This window comes from Neorhodopirellula pilleata (assembly GCF_007859915.1).
Lineage (GTDB): Bacteria > Planctomycetota > Planctomycetia > Pirellulales > Pirellulaceae > Rhodopirellula > Rhodopirellula pilleata.
Genome location: NZ_SJPM01000010.1, coordinates 23,869 through 42,913 on the forward strand (window position 1 = coordinate 23,869; position 19,045 = coordinate 42,913).

The following is a 19,045-nucleotide window of genomic DNA, read 5'->3' on the forward strand; positions in this document are numbered from 1 at the left end:
CGTCATGGATAACAACGCTCGACAAATCGTGACCACGATCACTCGCCGCCGGGCTGCCGCCGGGGAGTCGTTCACGGCGTTTGACATCACGACGGAGGCTCGTGGCCAAGGTGCGTTTGTACCGCACGGCGAGGCCCGCGATTTAGTGCAGGCGTTGTTCCAAGGCGGTGAAATGGGCGCGGCTTATCGGCGGACCGTCATCGATCTGGGAGGCGGCGCGCGTCCGTTCGTGTACCACCGGTTTGACGTCGATGCACGAACGTATCAAACGCCAAGCGGCAGCCGACCGATAGTACCGACACCGACTCCCGCGGCACCGGTTCCCAACGCACCGACTGCGGATACCAGCTCATCATCACCGCCGACGAATCAAGGCGGCCTCATCCGCCGCGTGATGAACTTCTTGGGCGGGTCTGCCAGATCGGATGTGGCGGCGAACAACCCATCCGCATCGACCTTTGGCGGTGCCGCCGCGCCACCGAGTCGTCGCAAGACACTCAACCTCGATGCGTCCGCGTTCTTGCCGATCACGCGTGATGAGATGATGCGTGAAAGCCGAACTTCGTTGTTCTGGTCGGGTGCTTGGTTTGGAAGGCTCGATCTGATCCCACCGACGACGGATCGTCGCACGCTGTTGATCGATCGTGGGATGATGTCGGCGGGTTTGTTGTCGGCCGAACAATTGGCCGAGATTCACCGCATCGGTGAGCTGTATTCCAAGTACGCCAAAGACCTGCAGGTCATCCAACACGCCGGGCAAGTCGCCGGCCAGGCGGCCGTGGACGCCGATCGCAAGGCACGTGCGGAGGCTCGCCAAAAGAAGAAAGCCGAAGCACAAGAAAAGCGGGAAAAACGCCGCGCCGAGATCGAGCACCGCAAACGAAACGACATCGTGTTTTTGGGGCGGCGTGTCTCGGGCGGTTTGGCCGATCGAGAGAGCGACGTTGGGAAACTGCGTTCGCTGGAACTGCCCGTGCTTAGCACGCCAGCGGAGTTAGCCGCTGCGATGGATCTGGCGATCTCCGATCTGCGCTGGCTCGCGTACCATGCTGACGTGGCGACTCGCTCGCACTATGTCTCGTTTGATATTCAAAAGAAATCTGGCGGACTGCGACGTTTGTCGGCACCCCACAAGCGGCTCAAAGCGGCCCAGTCTTGGATACTTGAGAACGTCCTCGGCAGCGCCGTCGTGCATGATGCCGCTCACGGGTTCGTACCCGGACGATCGACCATCACGGGTGCGAAGGAACACATCGGCCAAGCAATCGTGTTGAATGCCGATCTCGAAAATTTCTTTCCGTCGATCCACTGGACGCGAGTGCGGAAGGTGTTTCAAACGCTGGGGTACAGTCCCGCCGTTGCAACGATCTTGGCACTCGTTTGTACGGAGTGTCCACGACGTGAAGTGCAGTTCAACGGTCAAGCGATGTATGTCGCCACCGGCCCGCGTGGATTGCCGCAGGGAGCCTGCACGTCACCGATGCTATCCAACATGGTGGCGTTGCGACTGGATCGTCGACTCGCCGGTTTGGCGAACAAGTTTGAAATGAAGTACACACGGTACGCCGATGACTTGACATTGTCCGGCGGCGATGAACTGGGTAGGCGATTGGGATACGTGATGGCGAGACTCCGCCACATTGCGGTCGATGAAGGGTTCGCCATCAACGAATCAAAGACACGAGTCCAACGTCGGCATCAAGCCCAGAGCGTGACGGGATTGATCGTTAATGATCGCGTGAGTGTGTCGCGGAGCGAGCTTCGCCGTCTGCGAGCGATCTTACATTCGGCGAAATCACAAGGGCTGGAGTCGCAAAACCGTGACGACCATCCCGACTACCGTGGCTACCTGACAGGGCTATTGGCCTACGTCGCGGCAACCCGACCGGCGCTAGCGGCGGAAATGAAACGCGAACTGGATTCGATCCGAAACTAAGCACGGTTGCATAAGTTTTTTGGCAAAAGTCGTTTAACGGCAAGCCGTAGGCGTCCGTGTTTTATTGAGTCGCCGACGCCTGCGGCTTGCCGTTAAACGAAGAAACTTCTGCATCAGTGCTTAACTAAATTCTTTTAGACAGGAGAAAACCGATTATGGGCGCAAAGCTCGCCAAGGACACGTTCCCCAATTCCGCGGCCGCTGATGAGTTCGAATGCTTCGGGCCGCCCGCGACCGTCGATGGAGATTTTGAAACCGTCAAAATTGCAGACCTCGGATGTTTCACTCAAGATGGCAAGGACACCAATAAGTATTACCACGGTGCGATCGTTCGTCACAAGAAGTCTCAGCAGTGGTATGCGTACTTCGAATGGGGGCGAACGGGTGCCGCCCGTCCGAGTTTTCAGTTTGTGCAGTGCGCCGACGAGTCCGACGCCCAGCGGACGTTTGCCTCGCAACTGCATTCCAAGAATGATCGGCGCGGGCAATGGGTGACTGTCGCGGGCATTCGAACCCTGCAAGCTCGAACAGGCAACGACTGTTATTTAGTTCGGCCCATGGCCACACGCAGCACGGGACTGCCCGACGCTCGCAGCATCAAAATGAACGACGGTGCCAAACCGAAGCCGGTACCCGCCAAGGTCATGGGCAAGACGCCGAAGAAGAAAGCCGGCAAGATCGACGAACCGACGCGAAAGCTACTGCATGATTTGTCGGTGGCCACGATCGCTTACACGCGAGGCAGCATGGCCGATGAAAGTTTGCCCACGCAAGCGGCGATCGACGAGGCTCGTACGATTCTCAGCGAAGCACAAAAACGTCTAACGAAGATTGGTGACGATGCTAAGAAACAAGCTCGCGATAAAGAGTTGACCGCGATGACCAACCTCATGTACGGTCGCATCCCCAAACGCAAAGCCTTACGCGCGAAACCAGAAGAATGGATGCTAACTAAAGACAACATTTTGGCTTGGCAGAATGACCTTGATGCTTTTGAAAGTGCTCTCGATGCGGTCGAAATGGATGACGTCGCCGATGTTGATCCGTTGGCCGAGTTGAATTTGGAGATGTCGTACATCGACCCGAAAACAGCACTGGGCAAAAAACTTTACGCGTGGTGGCCTGCCGCAACCGCCAATCGGCACAGCTACATCGGTGACCTGCAAATCCGAAATATCTGGCGGGTGAACCGCAAAGCCGATGCGGGCAAGATCGACAAAGTGCAAGCGAAGGTGACCAAGAGCAAAACGAAAATCACCGAGCAAGCATTGCATCAACCGGCCACCCGGTTTGATCTGACGCCCGCCCAGCGTAAAGTCTACACGGCCTCCAACACGGCGTTGTTGTTCCACGGAACCCGGAGCGTGAACGTGCGAGGGATCATGAAAGAGTCATTGCGGATGCCGAAAGAACTTGTCGGCGTCGTGATCACCGGTGCGATGTTTGGCCCCGGGTTGTATTTCGCCGACGATTGGAAAAAATCAGCGGGTTACACGAGTCTGCATAACAGTTACTGGAGTCGCGGCAGCGGCGGTGTGGCCAAGCGAGGCGCGTTCATGTTTGCGATGGACGTTTGCTTGGGTGTGCCCCATGTGGCGGAGTGTGCTCATGGATTCACGGCGCCGCCCAAAGGAAGGCACTGCGTATTCGGCAAAGCGGGCGAGAGCGGTGTGCAAAACAACGAATACATTATTTTTGACCCGGCCCAACAAGCCATGCGTTACTTACTCGAGTTTGAAGTTTGATCGAAGTCATCCAGGGTGATATCACCCGACTGAGCGTTGATGCGATCGTCAACGCGGCCAATGAACTGATGTTGGGCGGTGGTGGCGTTGATGGAGCGATCCATCGTGCCGCCGGTACCGAATTACTCGACGCTTGCCGCCAAGTTCCCGAAGTCAGGCCAGGCGTGCGTTGCCCCACGGGTACATGTCGAATCACACCTGCGTTCGACTTGCCGAGCCGGTTTGTGATTCACACGGTCGGTCCGATTTGGCACGGCGGCGGTCGTGGCGAAGCTGAATTGTTAGCATCGTGTTACCGCAACAGTTTGTGCTTGGCTGCGTCGCACGGTTTCGCATCGCTCGCATTCCCGGCAATCAGTTGCGGGATCTACGGCTACCCCAACGATCAAGCGGCGGAGATCGCCACACGCACGATTCGCAGTGTACTGTCACCTCAAATGTCGTTGCAACGAATTGTCTTGGTGGCGTTTGAAGCGCCGATGGTTGTGGTGTTGCAACGGGCTGTTTCATCGCAGCCCGATGCGCCGTCTTGAACGTTACGGTTTGTTCGAGAGTTTTTGATCGAAAGTTTCTTTCGTCATCGCCAGGCAGGCGACGTAGTCACCGCCGACGTGGATCAACAAAAAATTGACGAGTACAACGCGATGTTGGAGAAAGAGGCCAAAGAACGCGAGGAATGGAAGTAAGCATTAGCATCGCGGGATCATCAACTGACGCACTAATAAAGTGGCATAGGCTTCCAGCCTTTTTATACCCCACATCTTTTTTGACCCCCACGAGCTCGTCTCGTGGGTGAATAAGGTTCGCAAGCTAGACAACAACGCCCTCCCAACCTTCCGATTTTCACTTGTGCTCGCCGCTTCAAGCGGCGAGCACAAGTGAAAATCGGAAGGTTGGGCGAATCGCGGCTCGTGTCTAGCTTGCCAACCTCGGCTTCCTGCCAGACGAGCGGGCAGGGGAGCAATCCATGAGCACTTGTGGGGTATAAAAAGGCTGGAAGCCTATGCCATTTATTGTTCACGCGATGCTAAGCGATTAACTTTCAGAATCGCTGACGGCCGCAGAGGCACGCCCCCCCGTACGGATTGACGAAAGCGAAATCACCTTCGTGCCTGAGCTTGACGGTCGTGTTGAGGTGAGCGGGGAGTTGGTCGCGATATTCGTGACCGAACGGATCATTCACGATTGAGCCTGCGTGGGGTAGCTGGGTTTGATACCACTACTTCTGACCGAACCAATGCGAGATAGACCCGGCAATGATTCATGGCACAACGGGCCATCTCGGCGATAAGTACCACCGCACAGGCGAATCAGCAACACGCGTAGGCGAGTCTCTGCGTGACTCGCGGGATTCAACGTCTCGGAGAGACGCTGCTACGTGCGTTTTGCCCGGTAACTTATTTTGCGAGCTTAGATGAAGTGGCGATGGACGTGGGCCATCATTCGCTTCGGTCACGTCTTCTGCGCATGTCGGTTTCGGTTGAAAACCGCTAGACCCGCTCGTCATGACGACCGTCTCTACGGTCGCGATTGGACGTAATTGGACGCGAAACAGGACGTTTCAATTTTTTCTAGCGTCCTGGATACGTGCTTTTCGGGGGGAACTAAACTTATGTCCAATCCTCATTGACCCAAATTCCGATTGGAACATTCGAATCATGATTTTTCGCCGCGCCGCCAAGCTTCCGGGGTCTTCCAGCGGATCGTTTCAGCGCCGCGCCAACATGACCTACGCGAGTCGTCTTTCGATGTCCATTTCCAGCGCCGGCGGATATGTTCGACGACGAGCTTGGCTTTGGCCGATTCTCGGTTTTGGATTGCTGCTGATCATCGGCCTGCTGATTCACTCTTCAATCGAATCGACGATGAAGGCCAGTCTTGCGTCGCAGTTGCAGACGTTGCTCAATGTGGAATCCGACATGTTGAAAACGTGGCTGCAGGCACAGGAAAACAACGTCGAGTCGATCGCGAACAACGTCGAGGTCCGCGCTCTGGCGAATCAAATCCTTTCTGACGAACCGCCGCCGGAGGGCGCTGTTGTATCGATCGAAACATTGAGCGAGAACTTGGCCAAACAACTAGCGCCGTCGATGAGCTCGCACGACTACATCGGTTTTTTGTTAGCAGACCGTGATCAGAACGTTCTTGCGTCGAGCGAACCGGAACTGGTGGGGATGGAACAACCACCTGAATTCTCCAGTTGGATGGTCAAGTGTCTTGAAGGAACGCCGACGGTATCCAAGCCTTTTCTGAGTGTTGCTGCGCTTCGGGATCAACAGCGACGAGTCCACACCGAAGTGCCGACCATGTTTGTTGCTGCGCCGGTACGTGACTCCGACTTTCAGATTGTAGGCGTCTTGGCGCTGCGATTGCGGCCCGAACGCGAGTTCACTCGGATTCTTCAATTAGGACGAATCGGTGAATCGGGAGAGACGTATGCGTTTGATCGTGACGGTGTGATGTTGTCCAACAGTCGATTCGACCATGATTTGATTTTATTGGGCCTGCTTCCCGATCACGAGGGCGTTCATTCCATGTTGAAGTTATTGGTTCGCGATCCGCAGTCCAATCTGTTGAAAGGTGGAAGAGCGAACGTGCGTCGAAGTGAGTTGCCGCTGACAAGGATGGCTGAGGATGCAATAGCGGGAAACACGAATGTCGATGTGGAAGGTTACAACGACTATCGCGGGGTTCCAGTGGTTGGTGCGTGGACGTGGTTGCGGAATTATGACTTTGGGATCGCGACGGAGTCCGATGTCGAAGAGGCATTTCGACCATTGAATATTCTCAAGAGGGCATTTTGGGGATTGATGGCTTTATTGGCTTTGTGCTCATTGGGTCTATTGGCGTTTTCAATTGTCGTTGCTCGCTTGCAGCGGCAGGCTCGCGAGGCGGCGGTGGAAGCGAAACAGTTGGGCCAATATAAACTTGAACGCAAGATCGGTCAGGGCGCGATGGGAACGGTGTATAAGGGGCAACATGCGATGTTGCGCCGGCCGACCGCCATCAAACTGCTCGATACAGATAATGTGAATGAGACGACCATCACTCGATTTGAACGGGAAGTTCAGATCACCAGCCTTCTCAATCACCCCAATACAATCGCAGTTTATGATTTCGGCCGTACGCCAGAGGATGTCTTCTACTACGCGATGGAGTATCTTGAAGGGGTCAACTTGCAGACCTTAGTAGATGACTTTGGGCCGCAGCCCGCATCGCGTGTCATCCATATTTTGCGTCAAGCTTGTGGTTCGCTTTTTGAGGCTCATAGTAAAGGGTTGGTGCATCGTGATATTAAACCCGCCAATGTGATGCTCAACCGTCGCGGTGGCTTGTCCGATTTTGTGAAAGTGTTGGACTTCGGGCTTGTGAAAGCACTTGATGATGACAAGGCTGGCGAGAATCGGATGGCGGGAACCCCGCTGTACCTGTCGCCAGAAGCAATACAGATGCCAGGATCGGTAGATGCGTGCAGCGATTTGTACGCACTTGGCGGAATCGGCTATTTCATGTTGACGGGGTCGCCGGTGTTCAATGCCGAAACGCTCGTTGCTCTATGTCAAAAGCATATCACTGAAACACCGATTCCACCCAGCCGGATCGTTGCGGGCGTGCCTGAGGACCTTGAAAATGTGATCTTGTCCTGTTTGGAAAAGGAGCGGTCGCGACGGCCGCAGACAGCTCGAGATCTGCTTCAAAAGCTTCAGGCGTGCGCAGACGCCGGTCGATGGACCGATGAGGATGCCGATAGGTGGTGGAATCGACACGAGCGTGGCGTGCTGCCAAATCATTCGTTGCAGAAGAAAACGTCCGCATCCAACTCGACGCATACTATGGCGACAAGTCCGGTTGGTTCAACCGATACGCTCGGGGCAACGATGGACCCATCGTAGGCGCAGGATTCATTGGATGATGAACATACCTGTCAATATCGACAGTTTGCTCGGCGGGTCGGTTATCATGGAGGTCCCGTTTTCCCACCTCCCCTCTCGCCTTTGACCCAAACGGAAGGCCATCATGAGTATGCCAAACAACCCTACACTCATTTCGAACGAAGGCAACGATCGCCGTCGCTTTCTCAAGACCGCCGGAGCGGTCACCGCGACGGCCGCAGTCGGCCAAGCGGCCGTCGCCCCGGTACACGCCGGGGAGGACAACACGATTCGGCTTGCCCTGATCGGTTGCGGCAATCGCGGCAGCGGTGCGGTGCTCAACGCGTTCAACACCGCCGACCAGGGACCGATCGAGTTGTACGCGATCGCGGACTTGGATCCCAAACGGATCGAGTTGGCCGAGAGTGCTCTGGCGAGGAAATCGCCTGAACAGGTGAACGTACCTCAGGAACGCCGGTTTGTCGGCTTCCAGGCCTACAAAGACGCCATCGATATTTTGCGTCCCGGTGACATCGCGATGTGTACCACCCGCGCGTACATCCGGCCGATTCATGTCGAGTACGCGGTGAGCAAGGGCATCCATGTGTTCATGGAGAAACCTTTCGCGTGTGATCCGATGGGACTGCATCGCATGCGGGCGGCCGGTGAGGCGGCGGCGAAAACAGGTTCCAAGATCGCCGCCGGATTGCAGTGTCGTCACTCTCCGGCTCGGGCGGCATTGATCGAACAGATCCGTGAAGGTGCCCTGGGTGAACTGTCATACGTTCGTGCCAATCGCTTGGGCGGACGTCGCTGGATGGGATCGATGGGCGAGAAGTCCAATGTCATCGCCGAACAACTTATGTTTGGGCGGACGAGTTTGTTGTGGATCGGTTCAGGTCATATGGTCGACAACCTGATCCATCAGATCGACGAGTGCTGTTGGTTGATGGATGACTGGCCGGTCGAATGCCACGCAATGGGCGGTCGCGAAGTCGGCAGCACCGACCATGGTCAAGACCTCGACACGTACTCGATGGAATACACGTTTGCGGACGGCCGCAAAGCGTTCTGTGGTTTCCGGCGGGCCAAAGAAGGGCATGTCGATTTCGCCACGTATGTTCATGGCAGCAAGAAGGCCGCCCAGTTCAGCGGCAACATTCACAAGGCGATCGTCCACATGTACAAGGACTTGCGGATCGACAACGACCGTATCGATTGGTCACCAGAACCGGACGCAAAGAACCCATGGGATTATGAATGGGACCATTTCATTCATGCGATTCGCAACGACTTGCCATACAACGAGTGCGAGCGAGCGGTGATGGCGGACTATTGTGCGTTGATGGGACGCGCCGCGGCACACTCCAACACGATCGTGACGATGGGGGACATCGTGAGTTCGAAGTTCCAGTTTTGTGACTATCTCGACGAGCTCAATGAAGACAGCGTCCCGCCACCGCTCGCCACCGCAGACGAAGAAGGCTATTTCCCGGCACCCCACGCGGGCAAGTGGTCGGAAGTGTAGAGGTTCCGCTTGGAGCCTATCCGAAAAGGGGTCTGACCCTTTCGAGGCGAGTCAATTTTCGTTGCTTTTCTGGTTTCGCCGGAGAGGGTCAGACCCCTTTTCGGATAGGCACTTAGCGTCGCTTGCGAACTCGAAGCCGAACGCCGGTCGACGGTCCCATCGTGATGTTTCGCCGGACGGGCACAACTTCTCGTTGATCGAGTAGCTCGAGTTCGTGTGAATGGAGAATCGTTCCGAGCACGACGGCCAGCTCATAAGTTGCAAATGCCGCTCCGACACAGCGGCGATTGCCGCCGCCAAAGGGATAGTACTCCGACGGCGTGTAGGTCCGGTCTAGAAAACGTTGAGGATTGAATTCGTTCGGGGACTCATAAATGTCGGCATCGTAGTGTGTTAAGCAACTCGCGGCCGCCACACCGTGACCGACCGGGATGTCGTAGCCACCGAGTTCGAAGGGTTCTCGAACGATTCGTAAGACTTCGGTCACGATCGGATTCAATCGTAGAGTTTCCTGAACAATCGCCTTGAGTAACGGCATCGCCGCGTAGGTCTCCGCTTGCTGGTCACTCGCATCAAGCTCTTCCCTTAAGCGATTAAGCCAAACCGGGTGGCGGAGCAAGTGATAGAAGGCCCATGCGATGGAAACGGCGGTTGTTTCGTGCCCGGCAAACATCAACGTTCCGATCGAATCGGCGAGATCTTCGAAATCGGGGGCCGGAGCATCGTCCGTCGATCTGGCAAGGATCGACAGAAGGTCGTCGCGATGGTTGATCTGGTCGCCGCGACGGTTCAGTTCCGCTCGGAGTTTCTCTCGAAGTTGCTCTTGAGCACTTCTCAACCGATCGAGTGGACTGAGCCCCCAAAAGCCAAATTGTGTTTTGGGTGAAAAGAACAGGATCGGCCATGATCGCGAGAGGACTTTTCTCGTTAGGTGGCGAAACTCCGATAGCAACGGAGCGGTGTCGGCGCCGAGGATCGTTTTCAGAATCACATTGAGCGAGATGTCCGTTCCGATTTGCAAGCCGGTGAAGTTCGCCCCCGATTCATAATGAGCGATCGCGTTTTGCGCCGTTTCCTGCATCTCGTTCCCGTAGGTACGCATGCAACTGCCGTGCAGCGGTGGAGCGATGCGTTTTCGCTCGGCTCGGTGCCTCGTTCCTTCCATCAGCAACAGCGAACCGGCACCGAGCAAGGGAATCAACGCGTCTCTGGCAAAGACGCTAAACGTGTCCGGCGAAGCCCGGAAAATCTGTTCGACGAAGACTGGTTTGCCGGTCACGACGACCGGGCCATTCATCGCCCTCATCAAAAAAGGATCGCCGTAGCGAGAAACGGACTTTTCGAAAAAGCCTCTAGGGTCTCGAATAATCCCCCAAGTCGAACGGACCACTCCATCGGGACCTGGGGGCAGTGGCGTCATGAAAATCTCTCGAAAAATCTTCGTTTGTGAACGGACCTTTCGATCGACGATAATGACTCCGTGGACTTTCGTCCATCACGAATCTTTCGAGTCGGCCAGCGGCGTTTTCTGTTCGGTGATTACTTCGCACTTCTCCGCCATCTCCGCATTGAGATCTTTGTACGAAGCCCATTCTTCGGGCAAGTTGTCTTCGTGGAAGATCGCTTCGACAGGACATTCCGGAACGCATGCTTCGCAGTCGATGCATTCCTCCGGCTGGATGTACAGCATCTGTTCGCCTTCATAGAAGCACTCGACCGGGCAAACGACGACACAGTCGGTGTACTTGCAACCCGAGCACGGCTCGGCGACCACATGAGTCATTTCTATTCTCCTTTAAAGGATGTCTTCGGAAAGTTCATGACCAGAAAGTAAAATGGATTCAAGACGCCGCCGCACGGCCGGCAATTCGACCCCTTGAACGACATCATTGGCGAAGGCAAAGATCAAAATCTTGCGGGCCAAATCGCTGGGAATGCCTCGTGAACGCAGATAGTTCATCGCGACATCATCCAATTCACCAATGGTTGCACCGTGTGTGCATCGTACGTCGTCGGCGTAGATTTCGAGTTGTGGTTTGGTGTTCACGACCGCGTCGTCAGACAACAGCAATGCTTGGTTGCTTTGTTTCGCATCGGTCTTCTGTGCGTCTTGATGGACGAAGATTTTGCCGTTGAAAACACCCTTGGCACGGTCGTTCAAGATGCCTTTGTAGAGTTCGTAACTGTTGCAATGAGGCTTGGCGTGGTCGATCCGCGTCCGACAATCCATCAATTGTTCGCCCGTGGGCATGTACAGTCCGTTGAGGGTCGTTTCAATCTGCTCGCCATCGAGCATGCAGTTCACCTCATTGCGAGCGAGCGCGGCTCCGAACGAAAAATAGTGTGAACGGAAACGACTGCTGGACCGTTGATCGACCGCCGTTAGCGAGATGTGCAGCGCACCGAGCTGTTCGTGCTGGAGCTTGTGGTGATCCAGCTCCGCACCCTCGCCGAGTGTGATCTGCGTGATCGCGTTGGTGAAGTAGGATTCACCGTGTCCAAGGTAACTCTCGATCACGTGCGTCTTGCTGTGGTTGCCCACCCGAACCAGGTTGCGTGGGTGCGAGACGGTTTGACTTTCTCCGGTGGACAAGAACACCAAATGAACGGGACGCTCCAACGTGACTCCTTCGGGGATCTCGATTAGCGCGCCGTCATGAATGAAAGCCGTGTTCAGGGCGGCGAAGGCGGCATCGCTAAAGTCGAACTGGTTTTCGAGTGCGGGACGCAGGTCGTCGGGGCGTTCGGCCAGAGCGCCCGAGAGACTCTCGATGACAACCTGTTCCGGCAAATCATGCAGCCGTGACCATTGTCCGGAATATCGCCCGTCAATGAAAACCAATCGGTGAAACTGGTCGTCGAGTGTCGCTTGTTCGACGAGAGCCCTGATCTCGTCTTGCGTCGTTCCGATCGGTGAATCGGTCACGGCGGGCATGACGTACGGACGCTTGGCCAGCGGTGCGACGTTGGTGAACCGCCAATCTTCGAGCCGGCGGTCGGGTATCCCCAAACGTGTGTATTCGTCAAAGCCGCGTTGACGCAAATCGGCGAGCCACGCCGGCGAATCTTGACGCTGGAACGCGACGTGTTGCTCGTGGTAGGTTTCGTGTTCGGTGGCGATCATGATTGAATTGATAAGGAAGTTGAAAGTTATTGGAAAGCGAGCAGAGGGATTTGCGATCCGATGCGAAAGTGAGAGAAATGCCCCCAGTCCCTCACTTCCGCAACGGATCACGGATGCTCTGCGGTTGAGTCGCTTCAGGTTGCCGCGAGTTCTTGCAGAAAGCTGTAACCCTTCTCTTCCAATTCCAACGCCAGTGATTTATCGCCCGACCGAACGATCTTGCCACCGGCCAGCACGTGAACTTTGTCCGGCACGATGTAATCGAGCAATCGCTGATAGTGCGTCACGACGATCGTTGCTCGCTCAGGACTTCGTAACGCGTTGACGCCGTCGGCGACAATTTTGAGTGCGTCGATGTCCAATCCGGAATCGGTTTCATCGAGTACCGCGAGCTTGGGTTGCAACATCGCCATTTGCAAAATTTCATTGCGTTTCTTTTCGCCGCCCGAAAAGCCTTCGTTGACCGAGCGGTCCATCATGCTCTTGTCCATCCCGAGGCGGCTCAAGTTTTCCTTGAGCAAATCGAGAAACTCGGTTCGCTTGATCGGCGGTTGTTCGTGATATTTGCGGATCGAATTCATGGCCGTGCGGAGGAAGTACTTGTTGCTGACGCCCGCAATTTCGACCGGATACTGGTATGCCAAGAAGACGCCTTCGGCGGCCCGTTCTTCGATCTCCATCTCCAACAGGTCTTTGCCGTTGTAGAGAATTTGGCCTTCGGTGACTTCGTAGTCCTCGCGACCGGCGATCACGTGGGCGAGAGTGCTCTTGCCGGACCCGTTGGGGCCCATGATCGCGTGGACTTCTCCCGCAGCGATTTGCAAGTCGATGCCCCGGAGAATTTCCGTTTCCGTTTCGGTCGTTCGGGCGTGAAGATTCTTGATTTCTAACATGTTGATTTCGGTGTTGAATGAATGGCCTATATTCAAAGGGGTCTGACCCTTTGGAGGCGAGTCGATTTTGGTTGCGTTTTAAACTTAGCCGGAGAGGGTCAGACCCCTTTTCGGATAGGCTCTTCAATGTGGGATTGGGCGACGACTATCCGACGCTACCTTCGAGGCTGACGCTCAGTAGTTTTCTTGCTTCCAAAGCGAACTCCATCGGCAAAACGTCGTAAACCTCTTTGCAAAAACCGTTGACGATCAAATTGACCGCGTCTTCGGTCGAAAGGCCGCGTTGGCGAAGGTAGTAGATTTGATCTTCGCCCACCTTCGACGTGGAAGCTTCGTGTTCGACTTTGGCGGTCGTGTTTCGCACCTCGATGTAAGGGAACGTGTGGGCGCCGCAACGATCCCCGATCAACAGCGAGTCGCACTGCGAGAAGTTGCGTGCGTTCATGGCACCTTTCATCATCTTCACTTCACCGCGGTAGCTGTTCTGTCCGACGCCAGCGGAGATGCCTTTGGAGATGATCGTGCTTTTTGTGTTTTTGCCGATGTGAATCATTTTGGTGCCCGTGTCGGCTTGCTGATGATTGGCGGTGACGGCGACCGAGTAAAACTCGCCGACCGAGTTGTCACCTTGCAAAATCACGCTGGGGTACTTCCACGTGATCGCCGAACCCGTCTCGACCTGGGTCCAAGAAATCTTCGAGTTTTCCCCACGGCAGGCACCACGTTTGGTCACAAAGTTATAGATGCCGCCCTTGCCTTCGGCATCGCCGGGATACCAGTTCTGAACCGTCGAATATTTGATTTCCGCGTCGTCCATCGCAACCAGTTCCACGACGGCGGCGTGCAATTGATGCTCGTCACGTTTGGGTGCCGTGCAGCCCTCAAGGTAACTCACGTAAGCCCCCTCTTCGGCGACGATCAACGTTCGCTCGAACTGGCCGGTGTTTTGAGCGTTGATTCGAAAGTAAGTCGACAACTCCATCGGGCAACGAACACCCTTGGGGATGTAGCAAAACGATCCGTCGCTGAATACCGCCGAGTTGAGTGACGCGTAAAAGTTGTCCGCGTAGGGTACGACCGAACCGAGGTACTTTTTTACCAATTCCGGATGATCGTGAACCGCCTCGGAGAACGGGCGAAAGATCACGCCGTGCTTTTCAAGCGTCTCGCGATAAGTCGTGGCGATCGACACACTGTCGAACACCGCGTCGACCGCGACATTGGCGAGCATTTTTTGCTCGTGCAACGGAATGCCCAGTTTCTCGTACGTTTCCAGCAGTACCGGATCGACTTCATCGAGGCTGTTGAGTTGCGGCTTTTTCTTGGGTGCCGAATAGTAGACCGACGCCTGATAATCAATCGGCGGGTACTTCACGTTGTGCCAATCAGGTTCCTCGAGCGTCAGCCAGTGTCGATACGCTTTGAGACGCCACTCGAGCAACCACTCCGGTTCGTTCTTTTTGCTCGAGATCAACCTCACGACCTCTTCGCTCAGGCCGGCGGGAATCGCGTCCGCTTCGATATCCGTCACGAACCCGTGTTCGTACTCTCGGCGGGCGAACTCTTGGAGCAGTGCATTTTCAGAAGTCATGAATCAACGGCCGTGGTGTCTATATTGGCAAAAAAAGGTGGGAGCAGAGATGACGGGCGGTCCGCCCCGATGCAAATGGAATGCACAACGTGTGCCATTTGCCATCGATGCTTCGCACATGGATGCTTAAACACCCTAACACAAAAGACTTAAGCACGATACCGCGGGCTCAGCTGCCACTCCGAAAATGACGGTATTTCGTTATTGAGGATGGTCCTGGCCGCTGCGTCTTGATAAGCTAACTGTCATCCGAAACGGGAAATAGCGTTGTTTCAGGTGATTTATTCCGATCTCTGTCGGCCTGGCAACGAAATGCAGTCAAATGACGGAATATCGTTGAATCTTTCTGAAGACACCCCTGATCGATATGAGCGTTTGGTCGAGCGGATGCTCGAACAGATCAACATGGGGCAAGGTCTCGACGAACTTCTCGACTCGGTCTACGACCAACTCCAAGGGGTCGTTCCGTACAACCGCATCGCCGTCGCGCTGCTCGAGCAACCACTGAATCTGTTGCGTTTGATTTCGTGTCGATCCGACGGCGAGGTCGCCTTAAAGGTCGGGTACGCGGCGCGAATCGCCGGCTCGACCCTCGCACCGTTGCTGGAGACCGGGCAGCCGAGAATCATCGATGACTTACGACAATACTTGCTCGAGAAACCGCATTCGGCATCGACCGCTTTGATCGAACGGGAGGGGATGCGTTCGAGTCTAACGCTTCCGCTGTTAGCCGGCGGTACGCCGATCGGCGTGATCTTTTTCTCAAGCCGTTCGACGAATACCTACACCCGATCGCACGCGGCGTTGCTGAGACGGTTGGCCGGTCATATCGCGATCAGTTTAGAACGCAGCCGACTCGTCGACGAACTGCAACGTACCAATCAAGCATTGGCCGAAGCGAACGCGGTCAAAGACAAATTCCTGGAAACGCTTCAACAAGAAGTCGACAAACAGACCCAACAGCTCCGACAATCCGAAAGCCGATATCGCTCACTCGTGGAGCTGGGGCACATCGTCAACTCGAGCCTCGACCGGCGTGAAGTCTTCGAGCAAGCCGCCGAGCAGATCCATAAGCTGCTCGATTGTGACCACGTCAGCTTGATGCTCGGCTACGACGAGGAAAGGTCGCCTCACGGATTCGCGATCCGGTTTGATCGGTGCGATCGTGAATGGGTCGAAATGCCAATGGATTCATCATCCGATTCCGCCTTCGTTGCCGTTCGCCAAAGCGGGAAACCGATCGTCTTTGGCAACTTGAATCAGTCGCAACGATTCCCTGAACACCGACGATTGCTCGACGCGGGGTATGCTTCGGTCGTTCATTTGCCGTTGATGTCGCGAGATCAATACGTGGGCCTACTGAACATCGCCACGCGTCACGGCGAACGCTTGGATCAATGGGATTGGCAATTGCTCGAACAGTTCGCAGCTCAGCTCTCGATCGCATTGGACAACGCCGCAGCCTATGGCGAGATTGACCGATTGAAGGAAGAGCTGCAACAACAAAACGTCTACTTGCGAGACGAACTTCACACCGAGCATGACTTCGGAAACATCATCGGTGAAAGTCGCGCGATGCGCCAACTGCGAGTCGCGATCGAGCAAGTCGCACTCACCGATGCGACGGTGTTGATCCTGGGCGAGACCGGGACAGGCAAAGAGCTCATCGCCCGCGCGATCCACGACGCCAGCGCCCGACGGAAGAACCTGTTGGTGAAGGTTAACTGCGCATCGCTCGCGCCCAACTTAATCGCCAGCGAGTTGTTCGGCCATGAGAAGGGGGCTTTCACCGGCGCGACCCAACGTCGCCTCGGACGATTCGAGTTATCGCATCACGGTAGCATCTTCCTCGATGAAATATCGGAAGTCCCGGCCGAGACGCAGGTGATGCTATTACGAGTCTTGCAGGAACGCCTGATCGACCGCGTCGGCGGAAGCGAGCCGATCGAGATCGACACACGAATCATTGCCGCCACCAATCGTGATCTCAAGAGCTACTCCGAAGCCGGGAATTTTCGCGAGGACCTGTTTTATCGATTACACGTTTTCCCGATCCAAGTGCCGCCACTGCGGGAACGCCGAGAGGACATCCCTGCCCTGATGAATCACTTCATCGCCCGGTTTTCGGTCCGCATGAACAAAACCATCACCCGCGTCGACCGGCGATCGATGGACGGACTGATGCAATATGATTGGCCCGGCAACGTCCGTGAACTGGAAAACATCATCGAGCGATCGATGATCGTCAGCCACGGGGATACGCTTGCGATCGACGTTTCTTGGCTGGCGGGTGAGCCCGGTCAAGATGCTGACATCCCAGATGGACTCAGCACGAGTCACCAACTGCAACGCTCGTTCGCGGATGTGGAGCGTCAGGCCATTCTTGATGCGCTGAAGCGTTGTCACGGAAAAGTCTACGGACCTGATGGAGCGGCGGCGGCATTGCAACTCAAGCCGACAACGCTTTACAGCAAAATGAGCAAGCATCGCATCCAAGGCCGCCGACAACACCAAACATATTAGGAGCGGATCCGAAAGCAAGGGTCGAGAAAGCAGAGATGGTTGTTGTCTTCTCGATCACGCTGGGTGAGCGACGATCAATTGGTCTGGGCTTTGCCTCGCATCTCAATGTGAACCGAAAAAGCAGACAAACGATAGCAGCCCAAGTGCGAACGTTTACGCCGACGTGATCGCAGATCAATTCTCTAAAAGGGCGATTGGAGATCGCCACCGCTTGTCAGGTTTGGCATAGCCATTGCTTACCAGGGGGATTCTGATTTTAACACCAACTGGGTGTTAAGCAGGACAGACGTAATGCGGACTGACATCGGTCCCCACCATCCCCATTGAGGTAGACGAAATGAACAAACGATTTTTAGCCCCCTGTTTTGCGACTCTCATGATCGGTTCCACTGTTGTTGCCCAAGGAATTCCGGGCAACCCGGTGCAGCGAGTCGGCGGAGCAGTGCAAAGCGGTGTCAGGAACGTAACGCAAGGTACTCTTCAAACAGTCCAACAGGCATCGCAAGGAACCATGAGGGGTGTGCGACAGTTTGCCAATCCGCAATCAGGCGTCTACCAAGGCGGGACCCATCGAGGTGGTGTTTTGCACCAAGGCCAGCAATATCACAGCCAGCCTCAGTATCACGGTCATCAGCAATCGCATGGACAATGGCAATCTTTTACGTTCTGCACCGCGATCCTAGTGGACGTGAATTCATTTACTTGAACGGTCAGCAAATTTATTTCGACGAGCAGTCGCAAGCGAGTAATGATCAATCGCCAGCTAACACTGATCAGTCGCCGAATAATACCGACCAGTCGCGAAATACCGACCAATCGCAAAACACGAATGATCGGGCAGGCGGAAACGCCGATCAAGCAGAAAACACAAATCGTTACGAAGCGGGATACGGCAACCAGGATACGGAGATGCCCGCTCCACCGGCACCGGCGCCGTCGCAAGCACAAGCGGATCGCCAAGCCCCTTCATCGGATGCCCAGTCGGACCTCAGTCAAAACAGCAGCGAGAACTCCACCGCAGCCACGAACAACGATTCGCAAGCTAGTGAAGATTCGCAAACTAGTGACAATGATCGGGCGGCCAAGGCGACTTCTGACGCCGTGGATAACTAAGCTAAGTATCGCGAGAACATTAACGGCCGCATTTTAAAAGTTGCATAAGCTTCCAGCCTGTGTTTTTGTTTCCACAGGCTGGAAGCCTTTTTATACTCACAAGTCCTCATGTATTGCTCCCCTGCCAGCTCGTCTGGCAGGAAGCCGAGGTTAGCAAGCTAGACACGAGCCGCAATTTCCCCAACCTTCCGATTTTCACTTGTGCTCGCCGCTTGAAGCGGCGAGCACAAGTGAAAATCGGAAGGTTGGGAGGGCGTCGTTGTCTAGCTTGCGAACCTTATTCACCCACGAGACGAGCTCGTGGGGGTCAAAAAAGATGTAGGGTATAAAAAGGCTGGAAGCCTATGCCACTTATTGATTGCGCGATGTTAAGAAGGTTTAAGCAGATCAACAAGCAAACGCGTGTTCGAGATAGCTCTGGCTGAGAGTTGTACTGCAAGCGCAAGATTCACGACAGCCGCCGACACAAGATGATGGAAACGACGGGTACTGTTCGCCTTGGTTTTACTATTCGCCTTGGTTTTACTGGCTATCGCGGATGGCCGCCGCTCGGGAGGCGGCACTATCGGCTTCCATTTGCTCATATTCGGCTGGGCTAATCGTCGGGGCCGGTTGGACGCTATTAGAACCCGCATCACTGCAGCCCAACAACAACGCGCATCCGATCAAGCCGACGAACCAAAACTTATGATTACGATTCACAGGGGGCGTTTCCATTAA

The 19,045-nt window shown here is 55.2% G+C and carries 15 protein-coding genes; 9 read left to right on the forward strand and 6 right to left on the reverse strand.

What is annotated here, in order from left to right:
- Positions 1-4: 4 nt before the first annotated feature.
- The 6 genes from Pla100_RS20535 to Pla100_RS20555 all read left to right on the forward strand — a co-directional run bounded on the left by Pla100_RS20535 (position 5) and on the right by Pla100_RS20555 (position 9,081).
- On the forward strand, positions 5-1,936 hold the full coding sequence (locus tag Pla100_RS20535; protein ID WP_146579681.1) for a reverse transcriptase domain-containing protein: 1,932 nt from the start codon (positions 5-7) through the stop codon (positions 1,934-1,936).
- Between the two features lie 155 nt (positions 1,937-2,091).
- The gene (locus Pla100_RS20540) at positions 2,092-3,681 is read left to right on the forward strand and encodes a WGR domain-containing protein (RefSeq protein ID WP_146579683.1); all 1,590 of its coding nucleotides are present in this window, start codon (positions 2,092-2,094) and stop codon (positions 3,679-3,681) included.
- A complete protein-coding gene (locus Pla100_RS20545; protein WP_146579685.1) occupies positions 3,678-4,214 on the forward strand; it encodes an O-acetyl-ADP-ribose deacetylase in 537 nt (178 codons plus the stop codon). The genes Pla100_RS20540 and Pla100_RS20545 overlap by 4 nt, the downstream gene beginning before the upstream one ends.
- Before the next feature lie 24 nt (positions 4,215-4,238).
- A complete protein-coding gene (locus Pla100_RS32215) occupies positions 4,239-4,367 on the forward strand; it encodes a hypothetical protein (protein WP_261344813.1) in 129 nt (42 codons plus the stop codon).
- 972 nt (positions 4,368-5,339) lie between these two features.
- Positions 5,340-7,574 (forward strand): serine/threonine protein kinase, encoded by a 2,235-nt coding sequence (locus Pla100_RS20550; RefSeq protein WP_197168107.1) that lies wholly within the window; start codon positions 5,340-5,342, stop codon positions 7,572-7,574.
- A gap of 124 nt (positions 7,575-7,698) precedes the next feature.
- Positions 7,699-9,081, forward strand: coding sequence for a Gfo/Idh/MocA family protein (locus Pla100_RS20555; protein WP_146579689.1), 1,383 nt, complete (start codon positions 7,699-7,701; stop codon positions 9,079-9,081).
- A 112-nt stretch (positions 9,082-9,193) separates the two neighbouring features.
- On the opposite strand, the gene Pla100_RS20560 is transcribed toward Pla100_RS20555, so the two are convergent.
- From Pla100_RS20560 to sufB, 5 genes are all read right to left on the reverse strand, one after another.
- Positions 9,194-10,501: a cytochrome P450 gene (locus Pla100_RS20560; protein WP_146579691.1), complete on the reverse strand. Its 1,308-nt coding sequence runs from the start codon at positions 10,499-10,501 to the stop codon at positions 9,194-9,196.
- 75 nt (positions 10,502-10,576) lie between these two features.
- Positions 10,577-10,864 carry a ferredoxin family protein gene (locus tag Pla100_RS20565; protein ID WP_146579693.1) on the reverse strand — a complete coding sequence of 96 codons (288 nt, stop codon included), beginning with the start codon at positions 10,862-10,864 and terminating at the stop codon, positions 10,577-10,579.
- 12 nt (positions 10,865-10,876) lie between these two features.
- Entirely contained in the window at positions 10,877-12,205 is a 1,329-nt protein-coding gene (sufD, locus tag Pla100_RS20570; protein ID WP_146579695.1) for a Fe-S cluster assembly protein SufD, read from the reverse strand.
- A 134-nt stretch (positions 12,206-12,339) separates the two neighbouring features.
- Positions 12,340-13,098: a Fe-S cluster assembly ATPase SufC gene (gene sufC, locus Pla100_RS20575; protein WP_146579697.1), complete on the reverse strand. Its 759-nt coding sequence runs from the start codon at positions 13,096-13,098 to the stop codon at positions 12,340-12,342.
- A gap of 145 nt (positions 13,099-13,243) precedes the next feature.
- On the reverse strand, positions 13,244-14,689 hold the full coding sequence (sufB, locus tag Pla100_RS20580; RefSeq protein ID WP_146579699.1) for a Fe-S cluster assembly protein SufB: 1,446 nt from the start codon (positions 14,687-14,689) through the stop codon (positions 13,244-13,246).
- A gap of 336 nt (positions 14,690-15,025) precedes the next feature.
- On the opposite strand from sufB, the gene Pla100_RS20585 reads away from it, so the two are divergent.
- From Pla100_RS20585 to Pla100_RS20595, 3 genes are all read left to right on the forward strand, one after another.
- Entirely contained in the window at positions 15,026-17,212 is a 2,187-nt protein-coding gene (locus tag Pla100_RS20585) for a sigma 54-interacting transcriptional regulator (protein ID WP_231603290.1), read from the forward strand.
- A 376-nt stretch (positions 17,213-17,588) separates the two neighbouring features.
- Positions 17,589-17,918, forward strand: coding sequence for a hypothetical protein (locus Pla100_RS20590; protein WP_146579703.1), 330 nt, complete (start codon positions 17,589-17,591; stop codon positions 17,916-17,918).
- Positions 17,915-18,325 carry a hypothetical protein gene (locus Pla100_RS20595; RefSeq protein WP_146579705.1) on the forward strand — a complete coding sequence of 137 codons (411 nt, stop codon included), beginning with the start codon at positions 17,915-17,917 and terminating at the stop codon, positions 18,323-18,325. The genes Pla100_RS20590 and Pla100_RS20595 overlap by 4 nt, the downstream gene beginning before the upstream one ends.
- A 522-nt stretch (positions 18,326-18,847) precedes the next feature.
- On the opposite strand, the gene Pla100_RS20600 is transcribed toward Pla100_RS20595, so the two are convergent.
- Positions 18,848-19,027, reverse strand: a complete 180-nt coding sequence (locus Pla100_RS20600; protein WP_146579707.1) for a hypothetical protein — start codon at positions 19,025-19,027, stop codon at positions 18,848-18,850.
- Between the last annotated feature and the right edge of the window lie 18 nt (positions 19,028-19,045).

What these genes read in the sequence shown, in the direction of transcription:
- Pla100_RS20535 (WP_146579681.1), top strand. Translation starts at nt 5, where the DNA reads ATGGATAACAACGCTCGACAAATCGTGACCACGATCACTCGCCGCCGG.
- Pla100_RS20540 (WP_146579683.1), top strand. Translation starts at nt 2,092, where the DNA reads ATGGGCGCAAAGCTCGCCAAGGACACGTTCCCCAATTCCGCGGCCGCT.
- Pla100_RS20550 (WP_197168107.1), top strand. Translation starts at nt 5,340, where the DNA reads ATGATTTTTCGCCGCGCCGCCAAGCTTCCGGGGTCTTCCAGCGGATCG.
- Pla100_RS20555 (WP_146579689.1), top strand. Translation starts at nt 7,699, where the DNA reads ATGAGTATGCCAAACAACCCTACACTCATTTCGAACGAAGGCAACGAT.
- Pla100_RS20560 (WP_146579691.1), bottom strand. Translation starts at nt 10,501, where the DNA reads ATGACGCCACTGCCCCCAGGTCCCGATGGAGTGGTCCGTTCGACTTGG.
- Pla100_RS20565 (WP_146579693.1), bottom strand. Translation starts at nt 10,864, where the DNA reads ATGACTCATGTGGTCGCCGAGCCGTGCTCGGGTTGCAAGTACACCGAC.
- sufD (WP_146579695.1), bottom strand. Translation starts at nt 12,205, where the DNA reads ATGATCGCCACCGAACACGAAACCTACCACGAGCAACACGTCGCGTTC.
- sufC (WP_146579697.1), bottom strand. Translation starts at nt 13,098, where the DNA reads ATGTTAGAAATCAAGAATCTTCACGCCCGAACGACCGAAACGGAAACG.
- sufB (WP_146579699.1), bottom strand. Translation starts at nt 14,689, where the DNA reads ATGACTTCTGAAAATGCACTGCTCCAAGAGTTCGCCCGCCGAGAGTAC.
- Pla100_RS20590 (WP_146579703.1), top strand. Translation starts at nt 17,589, where the DNA reads ATGATCGGTTCCACTGTTGTTGCCCAAGGAATTCCGGGCAACCCGGTG.